This is a genomic window from Streptomyces sp. NPDC006134 (assembly GCF_040628835.1).
Lineage (GTDB): Bacteria > Actinomycetota > Actinomycetes > Streptomycetales > Streptomycetaceae > Streptomyces.
In genome coordinates this window covers 158416-179646 of sequence record NZ_JBEXTV010000002.1, presented here as the reverse complement: position 1 = coordinate 179646, position 21231 = coordinate 158416, and the positions used below count along the sequence as shown (strand labels likewise).

Annotated in this window: 19 protein-coding genes; 8 read left to right on the top strand and 11 right to left on the bottom strand. The window is 72.1% G+C overall.

What is annotated here, in order from left to right; all coding sequences use genetic code 11:
• Positions 1-94: 94 nt before the first annotated feature.
• Positions 95-934: a TetR/AcrR family transcriptional regulator gene (locus ABZ340_RS02215; protein ID WP_358779823.1), complete on the top strand. Its 840-nt coding sequence runs from the start codon at positions 95-97 to the stop codon at positions 932-934.
• Here ABZ340_RS02215 and ABZ340_RS02210 read toward each other — a convergent pair.
• Positions 908-1957 (bottom strand): WD40 repeat domain-containing protein, encoded by a 1050-nt coding sequence (locus ABZ340_RS02210; RefSeq protein ID WP_358779822.1) that lies wholly within the window; start codon positions 1955-1957, stop codon positions 908-910. The two genes, ABZ340_RS02215 and ABZ340_RS02210, sit on opposite strands and share 27 nt — an antisense overlap.
• Positions 1958-2044: 87 nt before the next feature.
• Between ABZ340_RS02210 and ABZ340_RS02205 the strand changes: the two genes are divergently transcribed.
• Entirely contained in the window at positions 2045-2719 is a 675-nt protein-coding gene (locus ABZ340_RS02205) for a GDSL-type esterase/lipase family protein (protein ID WP_358779821.1), read from the top strand.
• Between the two features lie 118 nt (positions 2720-2837).
• On the top strand, positions 2838-3449 hold the full coding sequence (locus tag ABZ340_RS02200) for a Uma2 family endonuclease (protein WP_358779820.1): 612 nt from the start codon (positions 2838-2840) through the stop codon (positions 3447-3449).
• A 101-nt stretch (positions 3450-3550) separates the two neighbouring features.
• On the opposite strand, the gene ABZ340_RS02195 is transcribed toward ABZ340_RS02200, so the two are convergent.
• On the bottom strand, positions 3551-6244 hold the full coding sequence (locus tag ABZ340_RS02195; protein ID WP_358779819.1) for a DUF6185 family protein: 2694 nt from the start codon (positions 6242-6244) through the stop codon (positions 3551-3553).
• Between the two features lie 226 nt (positions 6245-6470).
• Here ABZ340_RS02195 and ABZ340_RS02190 point away from each other — a divergent pair, with 226 nt between their 5' ends.
• The gene (locus tag ABZ340_RS02190) at positions 6471-7463 is read left to right on the top strand and encodes an aldo/keto reductase (protein WP_358779818.1); all 993 of its coding nucleotides are present in this window, start codon (positions 6471-6473) and stop codon (positions 7461-7463) included.
• A gap of 245 nt (positions 7464-7708) precedes the next feature.
• On the opposite strand, the gene thpR is transcribed toward ABZ340_RS02190, so the two are convergent.
• Entirely contained in the window at positions 7709-8281 is a 573-nt protein-coding gene (gene thpR, locus ABZ340_RS02185; RefSeq protein WP_358779817.1) for an RNA 2',3'-cyclic phosphodiesterase, read from the bottom strand.
• Between the two features lie 123 nt (positions 8282-8404).
• On the opposite strand from thpR, the gene ABZ340_RS02180 reads away from it, so the two are divergent.
• The gene (locus ABZ340_RS02180) at positions 8405-8992 is read left to right on the top strand and encodes a Uma2 family endonuclease (RefSeq protein WP_358779816.1); all 588 of its coding nucleotides are present in this window, start codon (positions 8405-8407) and stop codon (positions 8990-8992) included.
• A gap of 87 nt (positions 8993-9079) precedes the next feature.
• On the opposite strand, the gene ABZ340_RS02175 is transcribed toward ABZ340_RS02180, so the two are convergent.
• Together ABZ340_RS02175 and ABZ340_RS02170 are read right to left on the bottom strand one after the other, a co-directional pair.
• On the bottom strand, positions 9080-10414 hold the full coding sequence (locus tag ABZ340_RS02175) for an MFS transporter (protein WP_358779815.1): 1335 nt from the start codon (positions 10412-10414) through the stop codon (positions 9080-9082).
• A gap of 27 nt (positions 10415-10441) precedes the next feature.
• Positions 10442-10879, bottom strand: coding sequence for a MarR family transcriptional regulator (locus ABZ340_RS02170; protein ID WP_358779814.1), 438 nt, complete (start codon positions 10877-10879; stop codon positions 10442-10444).
• A gap of 162 nt (positions 10880-11041) precedes the next feature.
• Between ABZ340_RS02170 and ABZ340_RS02165 the strand changes: the two genes are divergently transcribed.
• A complete protein-coding gene (locus ABZ340_RS02165) occupies positions 11042-11224 on the top strand; it encodes a ribbon-helix-helix protein, CopG family (RefSeq protein WP_358779897.1) in 183 nt (60 codons plus the stop codon).
• Between the two features lie 22 nt (positions 11225-11246).
• Here the strand turns inward: ABZ340_RS02165 and ABZ340_RS02160 are convergent, their stop codons facing one another.
• Positions 11247-12698, bottom strand: coding sequence for an NCS2 family permease (locus ABZ340_RS02160; RefSeq protein WP_358779813.1), 1452 nt, complete (start codon positions 12696-12698; stop codon positions 11247-11249).
• 371 nt (positions 12699-13069) lie between these two features.
• On the opposite strand from ABZ340_RS02160, the gene ABZ340_RS02155 reads away from it, so the two are divergent.
• Positions 13070-13354, top strand: a complete 285-nt coding sequence (locus ABZ340_RS02155) for a DUF2530 domain-containing protein (protein ID WP_358779812.1) — start codon at positions 13070-13072, stop codon at positions 13352-13354.
• 55 nt (positions 13355-13409) lie between these two features.
• Here ABZ340_RS02155 and ABZ340_RS02150 read toward each other — a convergent pair whose 3' ends face one another.
• On the bottom strand, positions 13410-14012 hold the full coding sequence (locus tag ABZ340_RS02150) for a hypothetical protein (protein ID WP_358779811.1): 603 nt from the start codon (positions 14010-14012) through the stop codon (positions 13410-13412).
• Positions 14013-14223: 211 nt separating this feature from the next.
• Between ABZ340_RS02150 and ABZ340_RS02145 the strand changes: the two genes are divergently transcribed.
• The gene (locus tag ABZ340_RS02145) at positions 14224-16617 is read left to right on the top strand and encodes a cation-translocating P-type ATPase (protein WP_358779810.1); all 2394 of its coding nucleotides are present in this window, start codon (positions 14224-14226) and stop codon (positions 16615-16617) included.
• 15 nt (positions 16618-16632) lie between these two features.
• Here the strand turns inward: ABZ340_RS02145 and ABZ340_RS02140 are convergent, their stop codons facing one another.
• The 4 genes from ABZ340_RS02140 to ABZ340_RS02125 all read right to left on the bottom strand — a co-directional run bounded on the left by ABZ340_RS02140 (position 16633) and on the right by ABZ340_RS02125 (position 21130).
• The gene (locus tag ABZ340_RS02140) at positions 16633-19755 is read right to left on the bottom strand and encodes a molecular chaperone Hsp90 (protein WP_358779809.1); all 3123 of its coding nucleotides are present in this window, start codon (positions 19753-19755) and stop codon (positions 16633-16635) included.
• A gap of 75 nt (positions 19756-19830) precedes the next feature.
• Complete coding sequence (locus tag ABZ340_RS02135) at positions 19831-20043, bottom strand: DUF397 domain-containing protein (protein WP_358779808.1); 213 nt, start codon at positions 20041-20043, stop codon at positions 19831-19833.
• 5 nt (positions 20044-20048) lie between these two features.
• Positions 20049-20258 carry a DUF397 domain-containing protein gene (locus ABZ340_RS02130; protein WP_358779807.1) on the bottom strand — a complete coding sequence of 70 codons (210 nt, stop codon included), beginning with the start codon at positions 20256-20258 and terminating at the stop codon, positions 20049-20051.
• Positions 20255-21130, bottom strand: a complete 876-nt coding sequence (locus ABZ340_RS02125) for a helix-turn-helix transcriptional regulator (protein WP_358779806.1) — start codon at positions 21128-21130, stop codon at positions 20255-20257. Before ABZ340_RS02125 ends, ABZ340_RS02130 begins: the two co-directional genes overlap by 4 nt.
• Positions 21131-21231: the final 101 nt, after the last annotated feature.

Here is a 21231-nt window from a genome sequence, read left to right as displayed (position 1 = left end):
CTCTCGGTCGAACTGAGTACACCGTACCCGATTCACGCGTACGGTGTACTCAGTTTTTACCGGCGGACCGGCCCGCGGGACTTAAGCTGAGCCCATGACCAGCGGCAAGACCGGCAGCAGCAGCGGCGGTACGGAGACCAGCGGCAGCGGTGACATCGCCCGCACGCTCGAACTGCTGTGGGACGTCGGTCCGCGCCCCAGCCGGGGCCCCAAGCCGGGCCTGACCCTGGACCGGATCGTGGAGGCGGCCGTCCGGGTCGCGGACGCCGAGGGGCTGGAGGCGGTCTCGATGCGCCGCGTCGCCACCGAGCTCGGCACCGGCGCGATGTCCCTGTACCGCTACGTCCCCGGCAAGGCCGAGCTGCTCGACCTGATGCTGGACCGCGTCCAGCGCCCCTCCGGCGATCCGGACGGCCCCGGCGACGGCTCCTGGCGCTCGGCCCTGGAGACCATGGCCCGCGGCACCCTCGCCCTGTACCGCCGCCACCCCTGGCTGCTCCACGTCAACCAGTCCCGCCCGATCCTCGGCCCCGGCGCGCTCGACGGCATGGAGAAGGTACTGGCCCGCATCAAGCCGATGGGCCTGAGCGACCCGGAACTGGTCTCCGCGATCATCATGATCGACGGGTACGTCGCCGGGGCGGCGCGCACGCAGGTCTACCAGGAGGAGGCCGAGCGCAAGTCCGGCCTGACGACGGCCGAGTTCTACGCGGCGCAGGCCCCGGTCCTGGAGAAGGTCATGACGACCGGCCGCTATCCGGTCCTGGCCTCCCTCGCCGAGGACACCTGGAGCCCCGCCTTCGACCACTTCGAGTTCGGCCTCCGGCGCATCCTGGACGGCCTGGAGGTCCTGGTGGCGGCGCGCCGCGCGGAGCGGGAACGGGAGCAGGAACGGGAGCGGCCCGCCTCAGCCCCGCCGGAACAACCGGCGTAGCCCGTACAGCGCGCCCAGCGCGACCGCCACGGCGAGGGCCGCCTTGCCCGTGCCGCTCATGCCGGCCAGGCCGCCGCCCCCGTCCGCTCCCGAGCCGGAACCGGACGCACGCGTCCCGGCCGACGGCTCCCCGGACCCCTCGCCCCCGCCCGGCGCGTCCTCGGCCCGCACCTCGCTGCCCTCACCCTCGCTGCCGTACAGCAGCCTCGTCCCGTCGGCGGAGTAGGTGACGGACTCCCCCTGCCGCTGGAACGGCACGTCGAGCCGCCCCTTGCGCTCGATCCGGCCGCCGTTCCAGGCGTACCAGATCCCGCCGAAGTACCCGCGCACCGCGAGCCGCTCCCCGTCGGGGGAGAGCGCCGCGTCGGTCGCCCACAGGTCGACGGGGGCGACTGGCCGGAAGACGTTGGTGCCCGAGGCGGACAGCTCGGCCGGCCCCTCGTACAGGTGCCCGCCGTCCTCCTTCTTGTCGACGATGTAGACGCGCCCGGTCTTCGGGTGCACGACGAGCGACTCGGCGTCCCGGGGCCCGTCCGCGTACGTGACGACGTACTGCGTGGCCCGGACCGTCTGGTCCCGCAGCTCCTTCGGCTCGGGCAGCTCGTAGATCCACACGTGCGGCCACCGCCCGCCGAAGTTGTCCCCGATGTCACCGACGAGGATCCGGCCCCCGGGCCCGACGGAGACCGCCTCGACGTCGCGCGGTGTGCCGATGCCGGTGAGGGTGATCCGGGCGGCGGTCTTCCCCGTCCGGCCGTCCACGGCGTACAGGTACGGCCCGTCGTCGCTGTCGTTGTGCGTCCAGAAGATCCCGGGGTGGAGGCGGGAGGCGGCCAGCCCGCTGGACTCGGTGATGCGCGGGTCCTCGATCGTGAACCCGTCGTTCCCGGCATTCCCGGTGTTCCCGGTGTTCCCGGCGTTCCCGGCGTTCCCGTCCTCCCCGCCGTCGGCGGCGGAGGCGGGCGCGGCGGCGAGGGCGCCCACGAGCAGGGCGGCGGCGAGGAGGGCGAAGGGTCGGCGCATGCCCCAAGCCTGCCACCGCGTACGGATGTTCACGGGGGTGTCCGGGCTCACATCGCGGGTGTCCGCCCGATCGTCCATGATGATCTGATGCTCAGGTTCATGCCCGTCGGTGACTCCATGACGATCGGGAGCGCGGGGGAGCACACCTGGCGCTACCGCCTGTGGCGGCACCTGTGCGCGGCGTACGGCGGCCCGTTCACGTTCGTCGGCCCGCGCGAGACGCTGTACGACAAGGAGGCCGAGGCCCCCGTCTCGTACGCGTACGCCGACCCGGACTTCCCCCGGGGCCACCTGGCCGGCTGGGGCGAGGGCTGGTTCCACATGGCCCCGCTGATCGGCGAGGCGGTCCGCGCCCACCGGGCGGACGTCCTGCTGGTCTCCCTCGGCCTGATCGACCTCGGCTTCTACACCGACGCGGAACAGACGGCGGACAACGTGCGGGACTTCGTCGCCGCCGCCCGCGCGGCCAAGCCGCGCATCCGCATGGTCCTGCTCCCCGTCACCCCCAACATCCGGGCCGAGCACGACGCCCCCTTCGCCGCCCAGGTCGCCCACTTCAACGAACTGCTGGCGAAGACGGCCGCCGACCTGGACGAGACGTCCTCCCCCCTGGTCATGGCCTCGCCCCCGCCGTCGTACGACATCCACACCGACACCTACGACGGCACCCACCCGAACGAGAGCGGCGAGCACAAGATCGCGGCGGCGTTCGCGGCGGCGATGGACGACGCGTGGGGGCTGGGCGGCCCGTACGACGGTTAAGCCGCCCCGTACGACGGTTGGCCGGGGGTCCGCGGGGCCCGCGTGCCCCCGTCACCGTGCGTATCGTTGTACTGCGCGGCCGTGCCCGCCGGTGGGCCGGCCGGGGAGGAACGCCACGATGACCGTCCTCGACGACAGGATCGAGATGGCCGACGTCGACCACGAGCGTCTGGACGAGTGGTTCCGGCGCCTGGAGCGCATGCCCGTCCCCGAGGGATACAGGGTCGAGATCGTCGGGGGCAACATCCACATGACGCCGCAGCGCGACCCCCACTGGAAGATCATCTTCCAGATCGCCTACGCGATCACGGAGAGGTTCGGAATGGACGCCACCGTCCTCTCCGACGTCCGCATCGACTTCCCGGGCCACGCCAACGGCTTCTGCCCGGACGTCGTCAAGCTCCGCGAGTCGGCGGAGAAGGACGCCGAGGGCCGCTGGCGCCACGAGGACGTCGAGTTCGTCGCCGAGGTGATCTCGGCGGGCACCGCGGCCGACGACTACGGCCCCAAGAAGACCGCCTACGCCGTCGCCGAGGTCCCCCTGTACCTCGTCGCCGACCCCTACCAGGGCAGGTGCCACGTCTTCACCCACCCCAAGGACGGCGACTACACCACGGAGACCCGGGTCGTCTTCGGCGAGGACGTGGACCTCACCGGCACCGTCCTCGACCTCGCCCTTGAGACCGGCAGGTTCCCCCGCGACCAGGTCACGCGCGGACCCGGTTCCTGAGCGCCCGGTGACGGTGCCGTACCCGCCCCTCCCTCCCCGTCGATCCTCCGCCCCTCCGCCCCGCCGCCCCGCCGCCGCGACGGCGCCGCGGCCGGGTCACGTCACTTGTCACCGGACGGCGGTGACGCGGAGGGCTCGGCGAAGAACTGCCAGATCGAGATGACGGCGATGACCTGGGCGATGAGATAGGCGACCTGCAGCGAGTAGTAGCGCATCTGGTAGACCGACAGCAGAAGCCCGAGGCGGGTCTGCCAGTAACGGCGCTCGCCCTGGAAGGTGTCGAGATCGAGCGCGATGCCGGTCACGGTGAGCACGAGAAGCATCGTCGAGGCGTACAGCGCGAGGTTGGCGCTGCCCTCGCGCGTGAACCATCCCACCAGCGCGTCCAGGCCGACCGGCAGCGCGAAGGCGGCGGCGACGGGAAGGGCCTTGGCGGCGCCGCGCCGGCCGGGCAGCACACGCCACAGGGCGCCCAGGACGAATCCCGCCCCGACCCACGTGACCAGCCAGTAGAGGATGCCGAGCGCCATGCCCGGCAGTCCGAACGGGTCCCCGAGCGTGTCCTGCCACGCCTCCCCTCGCACCCAGTCGGCCCACATGCCCAGGACAGCGGCCGGCACACCGGGGAGGAGAGCGAAACGGGCCCCTCGGACGCCGTTGGCCCACCACTCGTCCCGCGGTCCCAGCGCCAGGGCCGCGTCGACCACCGACACTTGCGCCGGAAGTCGCTCACGAAGGGCCGGGGAACCGCCGGTGGGCCAGTCGTGCAGCTTGTCCAGCTTCCTTTCCAGGTTCTTCCGCACGGGCGGCACGTCACCGAACAGTCCCTGGTCGAGGCGGCGCAGTTCGGCGTGCGTCTCGCGGTAGTGCCGGGACTTCTCCAGCAGCGCCGCACGGGCACCGGCGTCCGCTTCCGTGGCCAGTGGCCGTCCCGAGACGACGAGAGGCTGGGCCAGAACGGCGTTCTTGGCGAAGAGGGTGGCCGCTCCGTACAGGGCGAGCATGTACACGGGTATCCACAGGGCCCAGGGGAGGGCACTGGCGAGGTGGTAACCGCCGCCGATGCCGACGGCGAGCGGGAAGAACGTGAGGAACAGCAGGCGGTCCGCCCGGTCGTCGAGCGGTGACATGGCCGACGCCGGCGAGGACGCCGGGAGGGAGGCGCGCCACGTACGCAGGACGGCGAGCACCGCCACGCTGGTGAGCATCCAGCCGTAGTTGACGATCCACTCCTGTCCGCCGGAAAGGGACCACACCGCTTCCCAGAGAAAGTCGATCCTGTGGTCGATCCCGTACGCGTCCGCGGTCCGGTCGCTGAGCCACGTGGCGCGCCGCCAGTTGCGGTCCACCGCGAGCGCTCCGCAGACAGCCAGCACGACGGTCCACGCGCCGACGGCCGGGCCGGCCACGCGCAGCCGCAGTGCCCGCGCACGCCCCGGGAGGCGGCGGCTCGGCGGCAGCAGACCACCGTCGGCGGCGAGCCTCCAGGCCACGGTGACGAAGCCGAGCACGGTCAGCGCCATGACACAGCAGGCGGCGGTGGTCTCCGCGGCGAGGGCGATGCCCGAGGCCCGGTATTCCTCTCCCAGCCGTGACGGACGCAGGCCGAACGGCTCCGGCACACTCATCGTCACCAGCGGCGGAAGGGCCAGCAGTCCTCCCGCCGCCCAGAACCGCGCGGGCGGCCGGCCGTGACAGAACAGCAGGACGGCGGCGGCGAGGGCGAAGACGTGGCCTCGGAGGATCTGCTCGTCGAGCCAGGCGCCGGTCACGCTCTGCCTCTCCTCGTACCGGCGCATCAGATCGTCGACCTGGGTGAGCAGCGAGAGGGCGACCACGGCAACGGCCCACTCGACGAGGTTGCGCAGGGTGCGGTGTTGCGCCGCCGTGACGCTCGGGGGGCGCCGGCGGTAGCGGAAGGCCCCGGCCAGCAGGAGGCCGGAGATGGCCGACACCCACAGCAGACTCCCCAAGCGGTCGAGTCCCGCGGCGATCAGGCGATCGCCCTGCGCGGCCCAGGAACGCTGCCAGGGGGGCCGAAGGGAAACCGTGACGGCCGGAGGCGCGGGTGCGCCCGCCTCCTCCGCCTTCTCCGCGCCCGCCTTCTCCGCCTTCTCCGCGCCCGCCTTGCGCTGCTCCCCGTCCTCCTTGCGCTGCTCCCCGTCCGCCTTGCGCTGCTCCCCGTCCTCCTTGCGCTGCTCCCCGTCCTCCTTCGCGGGGCGCCACACGAGGGCGGAGGCTCCTTCCCCCGTCGTCGGCCGGGGCTTCGCGGTCTCGGCTCCGACGGCACCGGGATCCACAACGATCTTGTCCCAGTGGGCGCCTTTCAGCGCCGGCGGTGGCTGGAGCGTCACATTCCAGAGCTCCGCCCGTGCCTGTACGCGCCAGATCCCGACCTCGATGAAGGACCGGTACTGGCTCACCCAGGTGTGCGCCTTGACGGCGACCCTGACGCGGTCGCCTTTCGCGGTCACCACCGGCTGACCGGGCCTCCACTCCGTCCAGCGCCGGTGCTGGCCCGGTTCACGCCGGGTGAGGCAGGACAGTGCCGTGCCGTACGCACGACTGCCCTCACCGAGCAGCAGGTCCCCGGCGTGCTTCCAGCCGGCGGGGACGTCGACCGTCAGTTCCGTGGTGACCTTGGTGTACGTGCGGTTGCCGTGCTGGAACCTCACCGCCGTGCCGACCCTCGCCCCGGCGAGTCCCGCCGCGGCACACACGTCGTCCGCCCTCTCCGCGGCGTGGGCGGGCGCCGGAGCGGCCAAGACGCACCACAGCGCGGCCAGAGCCGTCACGACCGCCCCCAGCCCACGACTTCCCACCCGGTGTCCCCCCGACTCAAGCCCCGTGGCCAGATGATTACCCGAAAGTCCCCCTACCGGCCACCCGCCCCACCACTTCCCTCCACCTCCTCAGCGGCCTCTCTCCCCGCCCCCGCCACGGGCGGCACCCGGGCCGGCGGGCCGGCAGGCGCACGCCTCCCTTGCTTAGAGTCCACTCCAGGTCGTTGGCTTGTGGACCATGAAGTACACGCAGCTCGGACGCACAGGTCTCAAGGTCAGCCGGCTCGTCCTCGGCACGATGAACTTCGGTCCGCAGACCGACGAGGCCGACAGTCACGCGATCATGGATGCGGCGCTGGACGCCGGCATCAACTTCTTCGACACCGCCAACGTCTACGGCTGGGGCGAGAACAAGGGCCGTACCGAGAGCATCATCGGCAACTGGTTCGCGCAGGGCGGCGGACGGCGGGACAAGGTCGTCCTGGCCACCAAGGTGTACGGCAACATGGGCCCGGACGGAGAGGTCTGGCCCAACCACGACAAGCTGTCCGCCGTGAACATCCGGCGGGCCGTCGACGCCAGCCTCAAGCGGCTCCGGACCGACTACATCGACCTCTACCAGTTCCACCACATCGACCGGAACACCCCGTTCGAGGAGATCTGGCAGGCGATCGACGTCCTGGTCCAGCAGGGCAAGGTCCTCTACGCCGGATCGTCCAACTTCCCCGGCTACAAGATCGCCCAGGCGAACGAGGTCGCCGCCCGGCGCGGCGGGACCATCGGCCTGGTCAGCGAGCAGTGCCTGTACAACCTCGCCGAGCGCCGCGCCGAGATGGAGGTCATCCCGGCCGCGCAGGACTACGGCCTCGGTGTCATCCCGTGGTCGCCGCTGCACGGCGGTCTGCTGGGCGGCGTCCTCAAGAAGGAGGTCCAGGGCGCGCGCCGGACCACCGGCCGGGCCGCCGAATCCCTCGCCGACCCCGCCGTGCGGGCGCAGGTGCAGGCGTACGAGGACCTGCTCGACAAGCACGGGGTGGAGCCGGGCGAGGCCGCGCTGGCCTGGCTGCTGACCCGGCCGGGCGTGACGGGTCCGATCGTCGGTCCGCGCACCGCCGAGCAGCTCGCCTCGGCGCTGCGGGCCGTCGAGCTGGAGCTGTCGGCCGAGCTGCTGACCGGGCTGGACGAGATCTTCCCCGGGCCGGGGCCCTCTCCGGAGGCGTTCGCCTGGTAGTCCCGGGCACGCGATGGTGGGGCGGTACGGTGGCCCTGTGCGAGGCGGTGGCCCTGCGCGGGTCCGCGCAGGGCCCGCGGTGAAGCCGGCTGTCGCCAGGTGAAGCCGGCTGTCGCCAGTCGTCGCCGGCCGACGCCGGTCGTCGCTAGTTTCCTACGGCCGCCGCCACCGCCACCACCACGAGCATCAGCACGAGCACACCGGCCATGATCCGGTTCCGGGTCTTCGGGTCCACGCCTTCGAGCCTAACCGGAGGCGCCCAGCGGCCAGCGGCCGACCGGCTCGTAACGGGGCCGTTCGCCCTCCGTACCGGACCTCGGCAGGTTGCTGCGGACCAGGACCAGCTCCTCCACGGTCCAGGAGGGGCCGGTGAAGGAGGCGAGGGCGTCGACGTACGGGCGGGTGTCGGTCGCGTCCCGGCTGCGCGCCACCGTCAGGTGGGCCTTGTAGCGGCGGTGCTCCCCCATCTCCACGCCCGCCTTGCGGCCGGCCGCCTCGGCGCGGCCGGCCAGCAGGGCCAGGGTGTCCAGGTCGCCCTCCGCCCCGGCCCACAGGGCGCGGCCACGGCCGAACTGGCCGCCGCCGCTCAGGGCCAGCCGGAAGGGCTCGGTGCGGTGGGCGGCCCGCGCCAGGCGGTCCGACAGGTCCGGTACGAGGGTGTCGTCGACCTCGCCGTAGAACGCGAGCGTGAGGTGCCACCCCGGGCGGCCGGTCCAGCGCAGCCCGTCCGCGCCGGGCAGCCGCTTCAGCCGGTCGATCTCGGCGGCGAGCGCCCTGATCACCTCGTCGGGGGGCAGCACGGCGGCGAAGAGTCTCATGGGGCCAGTGTGCCCGTCCCGGCCTCCCCGCCCGCGGGTCCGGGCGTGCCCTGGCCACCGTGCGTATCGTTGTACCGCGCGGCCGCGCACTCGCCCGAGGTGCGGCCGGGGAGGAGCGCCACGATGACCGTCCTCGACGACAGGATCGAGATGGCCGAGGAGAGCGGCGAGCTCACGCTGGACGTCATGTTCGAGTGGCTCGAGAAGATGCCCGTCCCCGAGGGATACAAGGCCGAGATCGTCGGGGGTCACATCTTCATGTCACCGCAGCGGCAGACTCACTTCGAGATCATCCTCGGCATCCTGGAACAAGTACGGGCCACCTATCCACGCAGCCGGCTGGCGTCGGATGTGCGGATCGACTTCCCGGGGCATCTGAACGGCTTCGCCTGTGACGTGGCGGCTTTCGCCGATCGCTCGGTGAAGGACGACAAGGGCCGCTGGCGCCACGAGGACGTCGAATTCGTCGCCGAGGTGATCTCCAGGAACACCGCGGCCAACGACTACGGGCCGAAGAAGGACGCCTATGCCGCCGCCGAGGTGCCGGCCTACCTGATCGTCGACCCGTACACCGGCGAGTGGCACCTGCACACCCTGCCGAAGGACGGCACGTACCACGGCAGCGTCAGCTTCGGCTTCGGCGAGGACGTCGACCTCACCGGCACCCCGGTCGGCATCGTCCTGAAGACCGGCGAGTTCCCCCGCGACTGACGCGCCCCTCACCCGCCCGCGGGCCACCCCGCCGGCGCCCCCGCCCGGCCGGGCACACCGTCGGCGCCCCCGCCCCCGCCCGGCCGGTCACGCCGCCGGTGCGAGGTCCTCGCGCCGCTCGACCCGCACCCGCGGATGCCCGGCGTGCCAGCCGACCGACAGGCGCAGGTTGCCGACGCGGGCCAGGACCAGGGCGATCACCACGGCGGAGGCCGCCGCGATGGTGCCGCCGGCGGCGAAGCCGACCCGGGCGCCGTAGGTGTCGGTGATCCAGCCGACGATCGGGGCGCCGATGGGGGAGCCGCCGAGGAAGACCATCATGTAGAGGGACATCACCCGTCCCCGCATGGCCGGGTCGGTGGCCATCTGGACGCTGGTGTTCGCGGTGACGTTGACCGTCATGCTGAAGATCCCTATGGGGGTCATGAGCAGCGCGAACAGCCACAGCGACGGGGAGAGCGCGGCCACGATCTCCAGCACGCCGAAGGCGACGGCCGCCACGATCAGCACCCGCAGCCGGGCGTTGCCGCGCCGGGCGGCCAGCAGGGCGCCGGTGAGCGAGCCGACGGCCATGAGGGTGTTGAAGAGGCTGTACTCGCCCGCGCCCGCGTGGAAGACGTCGTCGGCGAAGGCGGAGAGGAAGACGGGGAAGTTGAAGCCGAAGGTGCCGATGAAGCCGACCAGGACGATGGTCCAGGTCAGCTCGGGGCGCCCGGCGACGTAGCGCAGGCCCTCGCGCAGCTGCCCCTTGCCGCGCGGGGCGCGCTCGACGACGTGCAGCTCGCGGGCGCGCATCAGCAGCAGGCCGGTCAGGGGCGCGACGAAGGACAGGCCGTTGAAGAGGAACGCCCAGCCGGTGCCGACGCCGGTGATCATCAGGCCGGCGACGGCGGGGCCGACCAGGCGGGCCGACTGGAAGTTGGCCGAGTTCAGGCTGACCGCGTTCTGGAGCTGGTCGCGGCCGACCAGCTCGGAGACGAAGGACTGACGGGCCGGGTTGTCGACGACGGTGGCCAGGCCCATCGCGAAGGCGGCGACGTAGACGTGCCAGACCTGGACGTGGCCGGTGAGGGTGAGGACGGCGAGGAACAGCGCGGTGAGCGCCATCGACGTCTGGGTGACCAGCAGCGTGGGGCGCTTGCGGAGCCGGTCGACGAGGACACCGCCGTAGAGGCCGAACAGGAGCATCGGCAGGAACTGCAGGGCGGTGGTGATGCCGACGGCGGCGGAGGAGCCGGTGAGGGAGAGCACCAGCCAGTCCTGGGCGATGCGCTGCATCCAGGTGCCGATGTTGGAGACGACCTGCCCCAGGAAGAACAGGCGGTAGTTCCTGACCTTCAAGGAGGCGAACATCGACGCCTTGCGGGGGGTGTCGTGGGTGCCGGGTGCGGGGACGGAAGCTGCTCCGGGTCCCGTACTCAAATGGGTCGCCTCCTCGGGATCGCGCTGCTACAGGTGTGCGAGTTTCTCCAGCACGGGGGCGGCGGCGCGCAGTGCCGCCCACTCGTCCTCGTCGAGTTCCTCGACCAGCGAGGCCAGGAACGCGTTCCGCTTGCGGCGGCTCTCCTCGAGCATCGCCTCGGCCTGTTCGGTCTGCGTCACCACCTTCTGGCGCCGGTCCTCGGGGTGGGGCTCCAGACGGACCAGCCCCTTGGCCTCCAGCAGCGCGACGATGCGGGTCATCGACGGCGGCTGGACGTGTTCCTTGCGGGCGAGTTCGCCCGGGGTGGCCCGGCCGCAGCGGGCCAGGGTGCCGAGCACCGACATCTCGGTGGGGCTGAGCGACTCGTCGACGCGCTGGTGCTTGAGCCGACGGGACAGCCGCATCACGGCGGATCGCAGGGAGTTCACGGCGGCGGCGTCGTCGCCATGGGTGAGGTCCGGCATGTCTTTAGCGTAACTCATTAGTCTGACGAAATACCACCGGGGACAGGGCTTTCTGCCCGTGAGCCCGACCACGGAACCCCGCTTCACCCGAACGAGTGAGCTGTTTCCGGAAAGACACGCACCACCCGGTCGCGTGAGGTGACCCTCGTGTCCATGGGGACCATGGAGACCAGTGTGCTCAGCCTGCGGATGGACGGGGAGCTGCTCGAACGGCTCCGGCACCATGCGGCCAGAAGAGGAATGAGCGTCCAGGACTATGTCGTCCGGACGCTCATTCGCAACGATTTCGACGAGCGGTTCCAGACCGCCGTCGAGGAGACGGAACGCTTCTACGGGGTCACCTGACCCCCGTAGCCCGCTCGGGGACTCAGGTCAGGCCCAGGGCCGGCATCAGCCAGTAGAAGGCGAACACCGCCGACACCACGTACATCGCCGCCGGGACCTCCCGGCCCCGCCCGGCCGCCAGGCGCAGCACGGAGAAGGTGATGAAGCCCATGCCGATGCCGTTGGTGATCGAGTAGGTGAACGGCATCATCAGCATGGTCACGAAGGCCGGAATGGCGATCGTGTAGTCGGCCCAGTCGATCTCCTTGATGGAGTTCGACAGGATCAGGAAGCCGACCGCGAGCAGCGCCGGGGTGGCCGCCTGGGAGGGGACCATCGTGGCGATCGGCGTCAGGAACAGGGCGACGGCGAAGAGTGCGCCGGTGACGACGTTCGCCAGGCCGGTGCGGGCGCCCTCGCCGACGCCGGCCGTGGACTCCACGAAGCAGGTGGTGGCCGACGCCGAGCTGGCACCGCCCGCGGCGACCGCGACGCCGTCGATGAGCAGCACCTTGTTGATGCCGGGCATCTGGCCCTGGGCGTCGGTCAGCTTCGCCTCGTCGCTGACGCCCATGATCGTGCCCATGGCGTCGAAGAAGCAGGACAGCAGGACGGTGAAGACGAACAGGACGCCGGTGAGGACGCCGACCTTCTCGAAGCCGCCGAACAGGCTGACCTGGCCGACCAGGCCGAAGTCGGGGGTGGAGACCGGGTTGCCGGGCCACTTCGGGGTGGTCAGGCCCCAGGAGGGCACCTTGGCGACCAGGTTGATGATCACCGCGACGACCGTCATGACGACGATCGAGATGAGGATGGCGCCGGGAACCTTGCGCACGATCAGCGCCAGCGTGAGCAGCGCGCCGAGGACGAAGACCAGCACCGGCCAGCCGTTGAGGTGGCCGTCCGCGCCGAGCTGGAGCGGGACGGTGGTGTGGGCGGCGTCCGGCATGCGGGAGACGAAGCCGGAGTCGACCAGGCCGATCAGCATGATGAACAGGCCGATGCCGATGGAGATGGCCTTGCGCAGGCCGTAGGGCACGGCGTTCATGACGCGCTCGCGCAGGCCGGTGGCGACCAGCAGCATCACCACGAAACCGGCCAGCACCACCATGCCCATGGCGTCCGGCCAGGACATCCGCGGGGCGAGCTGGAGCGCGACGACGGAGTTCACGCCGAGACCGGCGGCGAGCGCGATCGGCACGTTGCCGAGGACACCCATCAGGAGCGTGGTGAACGCCGCCGTCAGGGCGGTCGCGGTGACCAGCTGGCTGTTGTCCAGCTGGTGGCCGTACATGTCCTTCGCGCTGCCGAGGATGATCGGGTTCAGCACGATGATGTAGGCCATCGCGAAGAAGGTGGCGAGACCGCCGCGGACCTCACGGGCGACCGTGCTGCCGCGCTCGGAGATCTTGAAGTAGCGGTCGAGCGCACCGTAGGGGGGCCGGTCCTCCGGCTGGTCGGGCGCGGGAACCTTGGCGGTGGCCGAGGTGGACATGCGGGACCTCATCACCAGGAGACTCCCCCACGGCCTCTTGGTGTTTTCTACGAGCGGAAGTGGACAAAGACAAACGGTTTCAGTATGAACGTACGACTCCAATATCGCCATCTCCGCGCGTAGACCCTTGCGGGGACTGCTCCGAACCGATCTGTTCCGACCCGCTCCGGTCCGGTCCGCTCCCGCCCACTCCGGTCCGCTCCGGTCCGGTCCGCTCCCGCCCACTCCGATCCACTCCGATCCGCTCCGGTCCCGCCCACTCCGATCCGCTCCGGTCCCGCCCACTCCGATCCGCTCCGGTCCCGCCCACTCCGATCCGCTCCGGTCCGCTCCGGTCCAGTCCGGAGGAGACCGCCTCGTAAGCTGTGCGCATGGCGAAGTGGACCCCGAAGCACGAGGCGCCGGAGCCCCTGGAGGGGCCCGTGGTCGCCACCATCACCGGCGGCACCCTCGTGTGGTTCGTCCTCTTCCTGGTGCAGCTGCCCTTCTACGGCTGGTTCGCCGACCACGGGCACACCTGGTGGCTGTGGACCTGCCTGGCGGGAGGCGGGCTCGGACTCGTCGGCATCTGGTACGTCCGCAGGCGGGACGCGGCGATCAAGCGGGCGGCCGGGGGCGGCACGGCGACGCGGCAGCCGGACTCCTCCGCGCGGTAACCGGCCACAGCCCCGGGACCCCGGCCCCTTGTCGTGGACCGGTCCTCGCCCGCGGCTACAGCAGCACGGAGTTCGCCAGGACACAGACGCCGCAGCCCAGCAGGCCGCCGAAGAGCAGGACGAGGCCGGTGACGAGCGTCCCGCGTCGCATGCGGCGTCCACTGGGGGCGAAGGCGGCGCTCAGCGGGAACACCGCCACGCCGGCCATCGACGCGGCGACGCACCAGAACCGCGCCCCCTCGACATAGAGCGACGCCGGGGTGGCGTGCTCGGACGACATGGGGCCGAACGCCACCGCCTCGACCTTCTCGCCCCTGTCGCGGTCCGAACCGGCTTCGAAGTCCTCCACGTCGTAGCGGATGCCGCCGCCGTCGGACCGGAAGGTGCCGGTGCACTCCACGTCGTCGTCCCGGCCGGCGTCCGTGCCGCACTGCTCGATGACGACCGTCCCGAAGGTGCCGTCGGCCACCTTCTTGGGGCCTTCCTCGTAACCGGACCCGACCAGGACCAAGCCGAAGAGCAGGAAGAGAACGCCCAGCAGCCCGCTCCCCACGCGGCTGCCGGCGCCCCGCTTCGCGGCGACGGGACCGGTGCCGTCCTCTTCCGCCCCGGCCTTCCGCAAGGGGTGCCCCGCACCCGGGTCCGTCTTCAACGCCATCCCTCTCCTCGGCCTCGGGTTTTCCGGTACCACGGCATCATCCACAGCCGCCCCGGTCCTCCCCCGGCCCTCCCCGGTCCTCCCCCGGTCCTCCCCCGGCCCTCCCCCGGTCCTCCCCCGGTCCTCCCCGGCTCTTCCCCGCTCCTCCCCCGGTCGGATCTCCCCGGCATTCAGGGGGTGAACGCGTACATCCGCACGTACCGTCGAATGCATGACGCACATCGACGCGGGAGCCGGACTCGACCCTGTGCACCCCGTGCCGCTGCCGTCGCGGGCGGCCGGGCTGACCGCCGGACAGGTGGCCGAGCGGGTGGCGCGCGGCCAGGTCAACGACGTGCCGGTGCGCAGCAGCCGCTCCACCGTCGACATCGTCCGCGCCAACGTCTTCACCCGCTTCAACGCGATCATCGGCGTGCTGTGGGTGATCATGCTGATCGTCGCGCCGATCCAGGACAGCCTGTTCGGCTTCGTGATCCTCGCCAACACCGGCATCGGGATCATCCAGGAGTGGCGGGCGAAGAAGACCCTCGACTCGCTCGCCCTGATCGGCGAGGTCCGGCCGACCGTGCGCCGGGACGGGGCGGCCGTCGAGGTCGGCACCTCCGAGATCGTGCTGGACGACGTCATCGAGATCGGGCCGGGGGACAAGGTCGTCGTCGACGGGGTGTGCGTCGAGACGGACGGGCTGGAGATCGACGAGTCGCTGCTCACCGGCGAGGCCGATCCCGTCGTCAAGCGGCCGGGGGACCAGGTCATGTCCGGCAGCTTCGTCGTGGCCGGCGGCGGGGCGTTCCGGGCGACCAAGGTGGGGCGGGAGGCGTACGCGGCGCAGCTCGCCGAGGAGGCGTCGCGCTTCACCCTCGTCCACTCCGAGCTGCGCTCCGGCATCTCCACGATCCTCAAGTACGTGACGTGGATGATGGTCCCGACTGCGATCGGCCTGATCATCAGCCAGCTCGTCGTCAAGGACAACGACCTGAAGGACTCCGTCGCCCGCACGGTCGGCGGCATCGTGCCGATGGTCCCGGAAGGGCTCGTCCTGCTCACCTCCGTCGCCTTCGCGATCGGCGTGATCCGGCTGGGCCGCAAGCAGTGCCTGGTGCAGGAGCTGCCCGCCATCGAGGGCCTCGCCCGCGTGGACACCGTCTGCCTGGACAAGACGGGCACGCTGACCGAGGGCGGCATGGACGTCACCGAGCTGCGGATGCTGAACGGGTCCGAGGAGGCGTACGTACGGCAGGTGCTCGGCGCGCTCGGCGAGTCCGACCCACGCCCCAACGCCTCCCTCCAGGCGATCATCGACGCCTATCCGGACAGCGAGGAGTGGCGCTGCACCGAGTCGCTGCCCTTCTCCTCCGCCCGCAAGTACAGCGGCGCCTCCTTCAGCGAGGGCGACGGCGAGTCCAGTACGTGGCTGCTGGGCGCCCCCGACGTGCTGCTGCCCGACGACGACCCGGCCCTCGCCGAGGCCGACCGGCTCAACGAGCGGGGCCTGCGGGTGCTGCTGCTCGCCCGCGCCGCCCGCGACCTGGACGACCCCCGGGTCGCCGAGGGCGCCGAGCCGGCCGCGCTGGTCGTGCTGGAGCAGCGGCTGCGGCCCGACGCCGCCGACACCCTGCGCTACTTCGCCGACCAGAACGTGTCCGCCAAGGTCATCTCCGGCGACAACGCGGTCTCCGTCGGCGCGGTCGCCGCCAAGCTGGGCCTGAGCGGCGCCACCGTCGACGCCCGCCGGCTGCCCGCCGACCGGGCCGCCATGGCGGACGCGCTCGACGAGGGCACGGTGTTCGGGCGGGTCACCCCGCAGCAGAAGCGGGACATGGTGGGCGCCCTCCAGTCCCACGGCCACACGGTCGCCATGACCGGCGACGGGGTGAACGACGTGCTGGCGCTGAAGGACGCCGACATCGGTGTGGCGATGGGGTCGGGCTCGGAGGCCACCCGGGCGGTCGCGCAGATCGTGCTGCTGAACAACAGCTTCGCCACGCTCCCGTCGGTCGTCGCCGAGGGCCGCCGCGTCATCGGCAACATCACCCGGGTCGCGACCCTGTTCCTGGTCAAGACGGTCTACTCGGTGCTGCTGGCGATCCTGGTGGTGTGCTGGCAGGTGGAGTACCCGTTCCTGCCCCGCCACCTGACCCTGCTGTCCACGCTGACCATCGGCGTCCCCGCCTTCTTCCTGGCCCTCGCCCCCAACAAGGAACGCGCCCAGCCCCACTTCGTGCGGCGGGTGATGCGGTACGCGATCCCGGGCGGGGTCCTGGCCGCGACGGCGACCTTCGTGACGTACCTCGTGGCCCGGCACTTCTACCACGGCCCGAACGCCCTGGACGCGGAGACCAGCGTGGCCACGCTGACCCTCTTCCTGATCTCCATGTGGGTGCTGGCGATCATCGCCCGCCCCTACACCTGGTGGCGGATCGGGCTGGTGGCGGTGATGGGCGCGGCGTTCCTGGTGGTGCTGGTGGTGCCCTGGCTCCAGGACTTCTTCGCGCTGAGGCTGGTGGGCGTGACGATGCCGTGGATCGCGGTGGGCATCGCGGCGGTGGCGGCGGCCGCCCTGGAGGTCCTGTGGAGGTGGGTCGGCCGCCGCGTGCCCGCGTGATCTTCCGGTCCCCGGTCAGTCGAACCAGCGGTCCCGGGCCAGTTCCTCCGTCCGCGACGGGTCCTCCAGCAGGGCCGCCACCTCGAAGCGGCGCGGCCACTGCCCGGCCGCCCAGGCCAGCCCGGCGGCGACGCCCTCCAGGGTGGCGGCGTGCAGGACGCCGTCGTCGGTGAGCCGCCAGTCGATCTCCACGCCGTCGACGACGAGTTCCTCGTGCTCGATGTAGGAGGCCGGGGTGCGCGGCCCGAGCAGGACCCGCACCGCCTCCGGTACGTCGTGCTCGGTGCCCTCGGAGTCGACCCGCCCGGTGACGGACTCGCTCAGCCGCCGCACCTGGAACAGCTCCGCCAGCTCGGCGGCCCGGGACGGCCGCACCGGCAGCAGGGGCACCCCCTCGGTGAAGGGCAGCAGGTCCGGCGAGTCGACGACGACCGCGTCGGCGGCGTCCACCACCTCCACCCTCCCGTCGACGACCGCGCGCAGCTCGTCCGGCAGGGTCACCTGCTCGGGGTCCAGCTCGGCCAGCGCCCCGTACAGGGCGTGCAGCTGGGCCGGGGTGACCTCGCGGCCGGGGTCGGCGAGGCGGTCCAGCAGCTCGGCGGCACCGCCCGGCTCGTCCAGCAGGGCGGCCACCGAGGTGCGCACGCCCAGCGCGCGCAGCACCTGCTCGTCGTCGAAGCCGGTCGCGTCGGCCTCGTCGTACAGGCCGCGCAGCAGCGGGTCGCCGCCGGCCGCGCGCAGACCGGCGGGGCGGCGCCCGCCGAGCACCGGGTGCCCGCGCAGCCACCACGCCGTGTACGGCCGTACGGTCTCGTGGGTGCCGTCCGGCAGCAGGATGCGCACCGGCTGGACCAGCGCATCCCGCAGCGGCGGCTGCGAGAGGAGCGCGAGGGCCTGCGGCCACTTGTCGTCGTCGACGAGGTCGAGGTCCCGTACGGCGACGATCTCGGTGGCGACCGGCGGGACGGGGCTGTCCGGGAAGCGGTCGAGGATGTCCTCGCACCACACGTCGACGGCGTCCAGCAGCCCGGCGTCGTCCGGCTCGGGGTAGTCCCCCTCGCGCGGCTCCAGTTCGTCGGGGTCGAGGACGACGTCGGTGGCGCGCACGAGCGCGAAGTTCACCAGCACGCCGCAGGCGGCCAGCGGTTCCGGCCCCCACTTCTCGGCCACCTCGGCGTCCACGGCGGCCAGTTCGTCCTCGCGCATGACCTGGGCGAAGGGGCCGCCGGGGAAGACGAGTTCCCCGGCCGGGGACAGCTCGCCGTCCTCGTCGGGCAGGGCGAGCGCGCCGAGCCACGGCTCCTCGCCGGGGTCGAGCCCGGCGTCGCGGACGAGACCGAGGACGGTGTCGGCGAGTTCCTCCGCGTCGAGGGCGTCCTCCTCCCAGGACGCGCCGCCCTCGTCGTCCAGGGAGGCGGCGACGGCCGCCCGCACCTGCGGGGTGGTGAGCACGGCACGCGGGGTGGCCGGGAGGGCGCCGAGCTTCTCCAGCAGGGGGTGGGCGGCGTCCGGGTGGGTGACCTTCAGACCGAGGCGGGCGAGGGTCTCCGGGTCGATGCCGGCCGCGTCCGGGGTGGGCAGCAGGACCTGCCGGGGCCCGATCGTCGTGCGGCCGTCGGCGAGCGGCACGGGCAGCCCGGACAGCCGGTCCGGGTCGACGCCCGCGAGGCTGTCGTACAGCCGCCGCCACCAGCCGGGCTCCTTCTCCAGCCCCGCCAGCCGGTCGATCGCGTCGGTCAGCGGCACCCGGGCCACGCCCAGCGCGCGCAGCTCCGCGCGCCGCTCCAGCCCGGCGGGCAGCAGCGTCGGCAGGACGTCGGCCAGGACCCGTACGGTGTCCGCGCCCGCGCCCTCCACCACCTCCGCGTCGCGGGGCCGCAGGGAGGCGGGCAGCTCGGAGTCCTCCTCCCGCGGCGGGAGGGCGGGCGGCAGGAAGGAGGTGCGGGGCAGCCGCTCCAGGATCGCCTGGCGCAGCGCCCCGTCCAGTTCGCCCTTGCCGAGCGGGCCGGGGACGAGGTCGATGATCCCGGCGGTGACCGGGCGCCAGTCGGCGAGGAGCCCGGCGTAGGCGTCCGCCGCCCGCTGCACCAGGAAGTCGGTCAGCGGGCCGGGCGCGGTGTGCCGGCGGGTGGTGTCCAGCGGGAACGACGCGATGAGCAGGGCGGGGACGCCGAGCGGTTCGTCGCTGGGGGTGGGGGCGTGCAGGACGGGGGCGGTGCGGGGCCGGGCGGGGGCGCCGTCGGCGTCCACCGGGACCGCCCAGGTGACGGACCAGTGGGGGCGCAGCCGCTCCTCCACCGGCCGGTCGGCGAGCAGGCCGGGGGTGAGGGGGCCGTGCGCGGACGCCGTGCGCCAGCGAGTGGTGCCGTCGCGCGAGTCCTCTACGACGATGAGGTCGCCGTCGGCGCGGCGGCGCAGGGTGCGGACGGTCTCGCCGGTCTCGATCACCACCTCCTCCAGGCCGGGCAGGGCCAGGAGCAGGGCGTCGTCCACGGCGTTCAGGAGCCGTTCGGCGAGGTCGGCGGCGGCCGTGTCGCGCAACGGCAGGATGACGACCGTGTCGTACGGGTCGGGGGCGCTGCCCTCGGCGGCGAACGGCAGCCGCAGCAGCGGCACGTGGCCGTCGCGGCGGCGGATCTCGTCCCCGAGGCCGGGGCTGTGCCGGGCGGTCTCGGCGGCCAGGTCGCGGGCCTCGGCCAGGGACCAGCGCACCCCGCCGTACCGCCCGAGGATGGCGGGCTCGTCGGTGACCGCGAGGACGGCGGCGAAACCGACGCCGAACCGGCCGACCGCGCCCTCGTGGGTGTCCCGCTTGGCGGAGGCCCGCAGCGTCGACAGCGACTCGACCCCGGCCGCGTCGAGACGGGCGCCGGTGTTGGCGGCGAACAGCACGCCGTCGCGCAGGGTGAGGCGCAGCCGCCCCGGCACGCCCGCGCGGGCGGCGGCGTCGGCGGCGTTCTGGGCGAGCTCGACGACGAGTCTGTCCCGGTAGCCACCGAGGACCAGGTCCTCCTCGGCGTTGGCGTCCTCCCGGAACCGGGCGGGGCTGGTGGCCCAGGCGTCCAGCACTCCGCGGCGCAGGCGTGCCGTACCGAACGGGTCGGCACCCTCGGCGGCGGGCCGCACGAACTTGCTCACGTTCACTCTCCTCCTCGGCGAGACCACTGAAGGTACCGCTCCGCGGGGGCGGCCACGCCGAGGAGGAGGGCGGGGTCAGCCCCGCGCCGACGCGTACGTCACGAAGTCCGCCCAGGCGGTGGGGGTGACGGTGAGACGGGGGCCGGGGATGTTCTTGGAGTCACGGATGTGGACGGTGCGGGGCGCTACCGCGACCTCGACGCAGGAGTCGCCTTCGCTGCTGCTGCTGTAGCTGCTCTTGAACCACGCCAGTTCGGAAAAGGCCCCGGCCGGTACTCGCTCGGGCATGACGGTCACTCCTCGGACGCGTACGGCAGGAAGCGAGCCCAGGTGTCGGGGGCGAACGCCAGCCGGGGGCCCTCGGCGTTCTTGGAGTCACGGACGTGGACGGTGCCTGGGGTGACGGCGAGTTCAACGCAGGAGTTGCCATCGTTGCCACCGCTGTAGCTGCTCTTGAACCACGCCAGCTCGGAAGGGCCCCCGGCGGTGGTCTTGCGCATCATGTCTCTCCCAGCAGGTTCTCGATGAAGGCCAGCGACTCCCTCGGAGGGAGGGCCTGCGCTCGGATGGTGCCATACCGCAGCTCAAGGATGCGCAGTTGCTTGGGATCGTTGGTCAGACGGCCGTTGAACGCGCCGTCCGAGCGGCCAACTGCCTTACCGTCTGCGAACTTCAGCAGCTCGATCCTTCCGTCCAGACCGGAGTGGGTCTCGCAGCGCAACGGCATCACCTGGAGCATGACGTTGTGCAGTCGCCCCACCTCCAACAGGCGTTCGAGCTGTCGCCGCCATACCATTGTGCCTCCGATAGGCCTTCGCAATGGGGCCTCTTCCAGCACGAAGTGCATAGACGGGGCCGGGTCACGCTCGAAGACCGACTGCCGGGCCAGACGTGCCGCCACCATGCGTTCCACATCGTCCGACGAGTACGGCGGCTGCGCCGCACTGATCACCGCACGTGCGTGCTCGGGCGTCTGCAAGAGACCGGCGATGATGTGGCACTCGTACAAGCCGATCTCGACCGCCTTGGCCTCCAGCTTCTTCAGCTCCCGCACCTTCTTGGGATACCGGACCTTCTTCACGTCCTCCCACGCCGCCGTGAGCAGTCCGCCCGCGCCCAGGACCTCGTCGGCCCTGTCCAGGTACTCCTGCCGGGGAATCCGCTTCCCGCCCTCGACCTTGTAGACGAGGTCCTCCCCGTACCCGATGGCCGCCCCGAACTCGGCGACTCGCATCCCCGCCGCCTCCCGGCGCAGTTTGAGCTGCCGTCCGACGGTCGCGAGGACCGCGAGTCCCCACTCGTCGTCCGGGTCCACCTCCCAGCCCGGCTCGTCCGCCTCACTCCCGAGCCGTTCCGTCTCCGCTTCGACCGTCATGCCGCGCCCCTCCGTGGAACTCGCGTACTGGCTGTGCTGCACCCCAGCGCCCTACCCGTACGGTCCGCTCCGACAGACTCGGACACCCCGGACAACCTCCG

Coding starts and splice junctions, on each gene's coding strand:
- ABZ340_RS02215 (WP_358779823.1), top strand. CDS start 95: ATGACCAGCGGCAAGACCGGCAGCAGCAGCGGCGGTACGGAGACCAGC.
- ABZ340_RS02210 (WP_358779822.1), bottom strand. CDS start 1,957: ATGCGCCGACCCTTCGCCCTCCTCGCCGCCGCCCTGCTCGTGGGCGCC.
- ABZ340_RS02205 (WP_358779821.1), top strand. CDS start 2,045: ATGCTCAGGTTCATGCCCGTCGGTGACTCCATGACGATCGGGAGCGCG.
- ABZ340_RS02200 (WP_358779820.1), top strand. CDS start 2,838: ATGACCGTCCTCGACGACAGGATCGAGATGGCCGACGTCGACCACGAG.
- ABZ340_RS02190 (WP_358779818.1), top strand. CDS start 6,471: ATGAAGTACACGCAGCTCGGACGCACAGGTCTCAAGGTCAGCCGGCTC.
- thpR (WP_358779817.1), bottom strand. CDS start 8,281: ATGAGACTCTTCGCCGCCGTGCTGCCCCCCGACGAGGTGATCAGGGCG.
- ABZ340_RS02180 (WP_358779816.1), top strand. CDS start 8,405: ATGACCGTCCTCGACGACAGGATCGAGATGGCCGAGGAGAGCGGCGAG.
- ABZ340_RS02170 (WP_358779814.1), bottom strand. CDS start 10,879: ATGCCGGACCTCACCCATGGCGACGACGCCGCCGCCGTGAACTCCCTG.
- ABZ340_RS02165 (WP_358779897.1), top strand. CDS start 11,042: ATGGAGACCAGTGTGCTCAGCCTGCGGATGGACGGGGAGCTGCTCGAA.
- ABZ340_RS02160 (WP_358779813.1), bottom strand. CDS start 12,698: ATGTCCACCTCGGCCACCGCCAAGGTTCCCGCGCCCGACCAGCCGGAG.
- ABZ340_RS02155 (WP_358779812.1), top strand. CDS start 13,070: ATGGCGAAGTGGACCCCGAAGCACGAGGCGCCGGAGCCCCTGGAGGGG.
- ABZ340_RS02150 (WP_358779811.1), bottom strand. CDS start 14,012: ATGGCGTTGAAGACGGACCCGGGTGCGGGGCACCCCTTGCGGAAGGCC.
- ABZ340_RS02145 (WP_358779810.1), top strand. CDS start 14,224: ATGACGCACATCGACGCGGGAGCCGGACTCGACCCTGTGCACCCCGTG.
- ABZ340_RS02135 (WP_358779808.1), bottom strand. CDS start 20,043: ATGCCCGAGCGAGTACCGGCCGGGGCCTTTTCCGAACTGGCGTGGTTC.
- ABZ340_RS02130 (WP_358779807.1), bottom strand. CDS start 20,258: ATGATGCGCAAGACCACCGCCGGGGGCCCTTCCGAGCTGGCGTGGTTC.
- ABZ340_RS02125 (WP_358779806.1), bottom strand. CDS start 21,130: ATGACGGTCGAAGCGGAGACGGAACGGCTCGGGAGTGAGGCGGACGAG.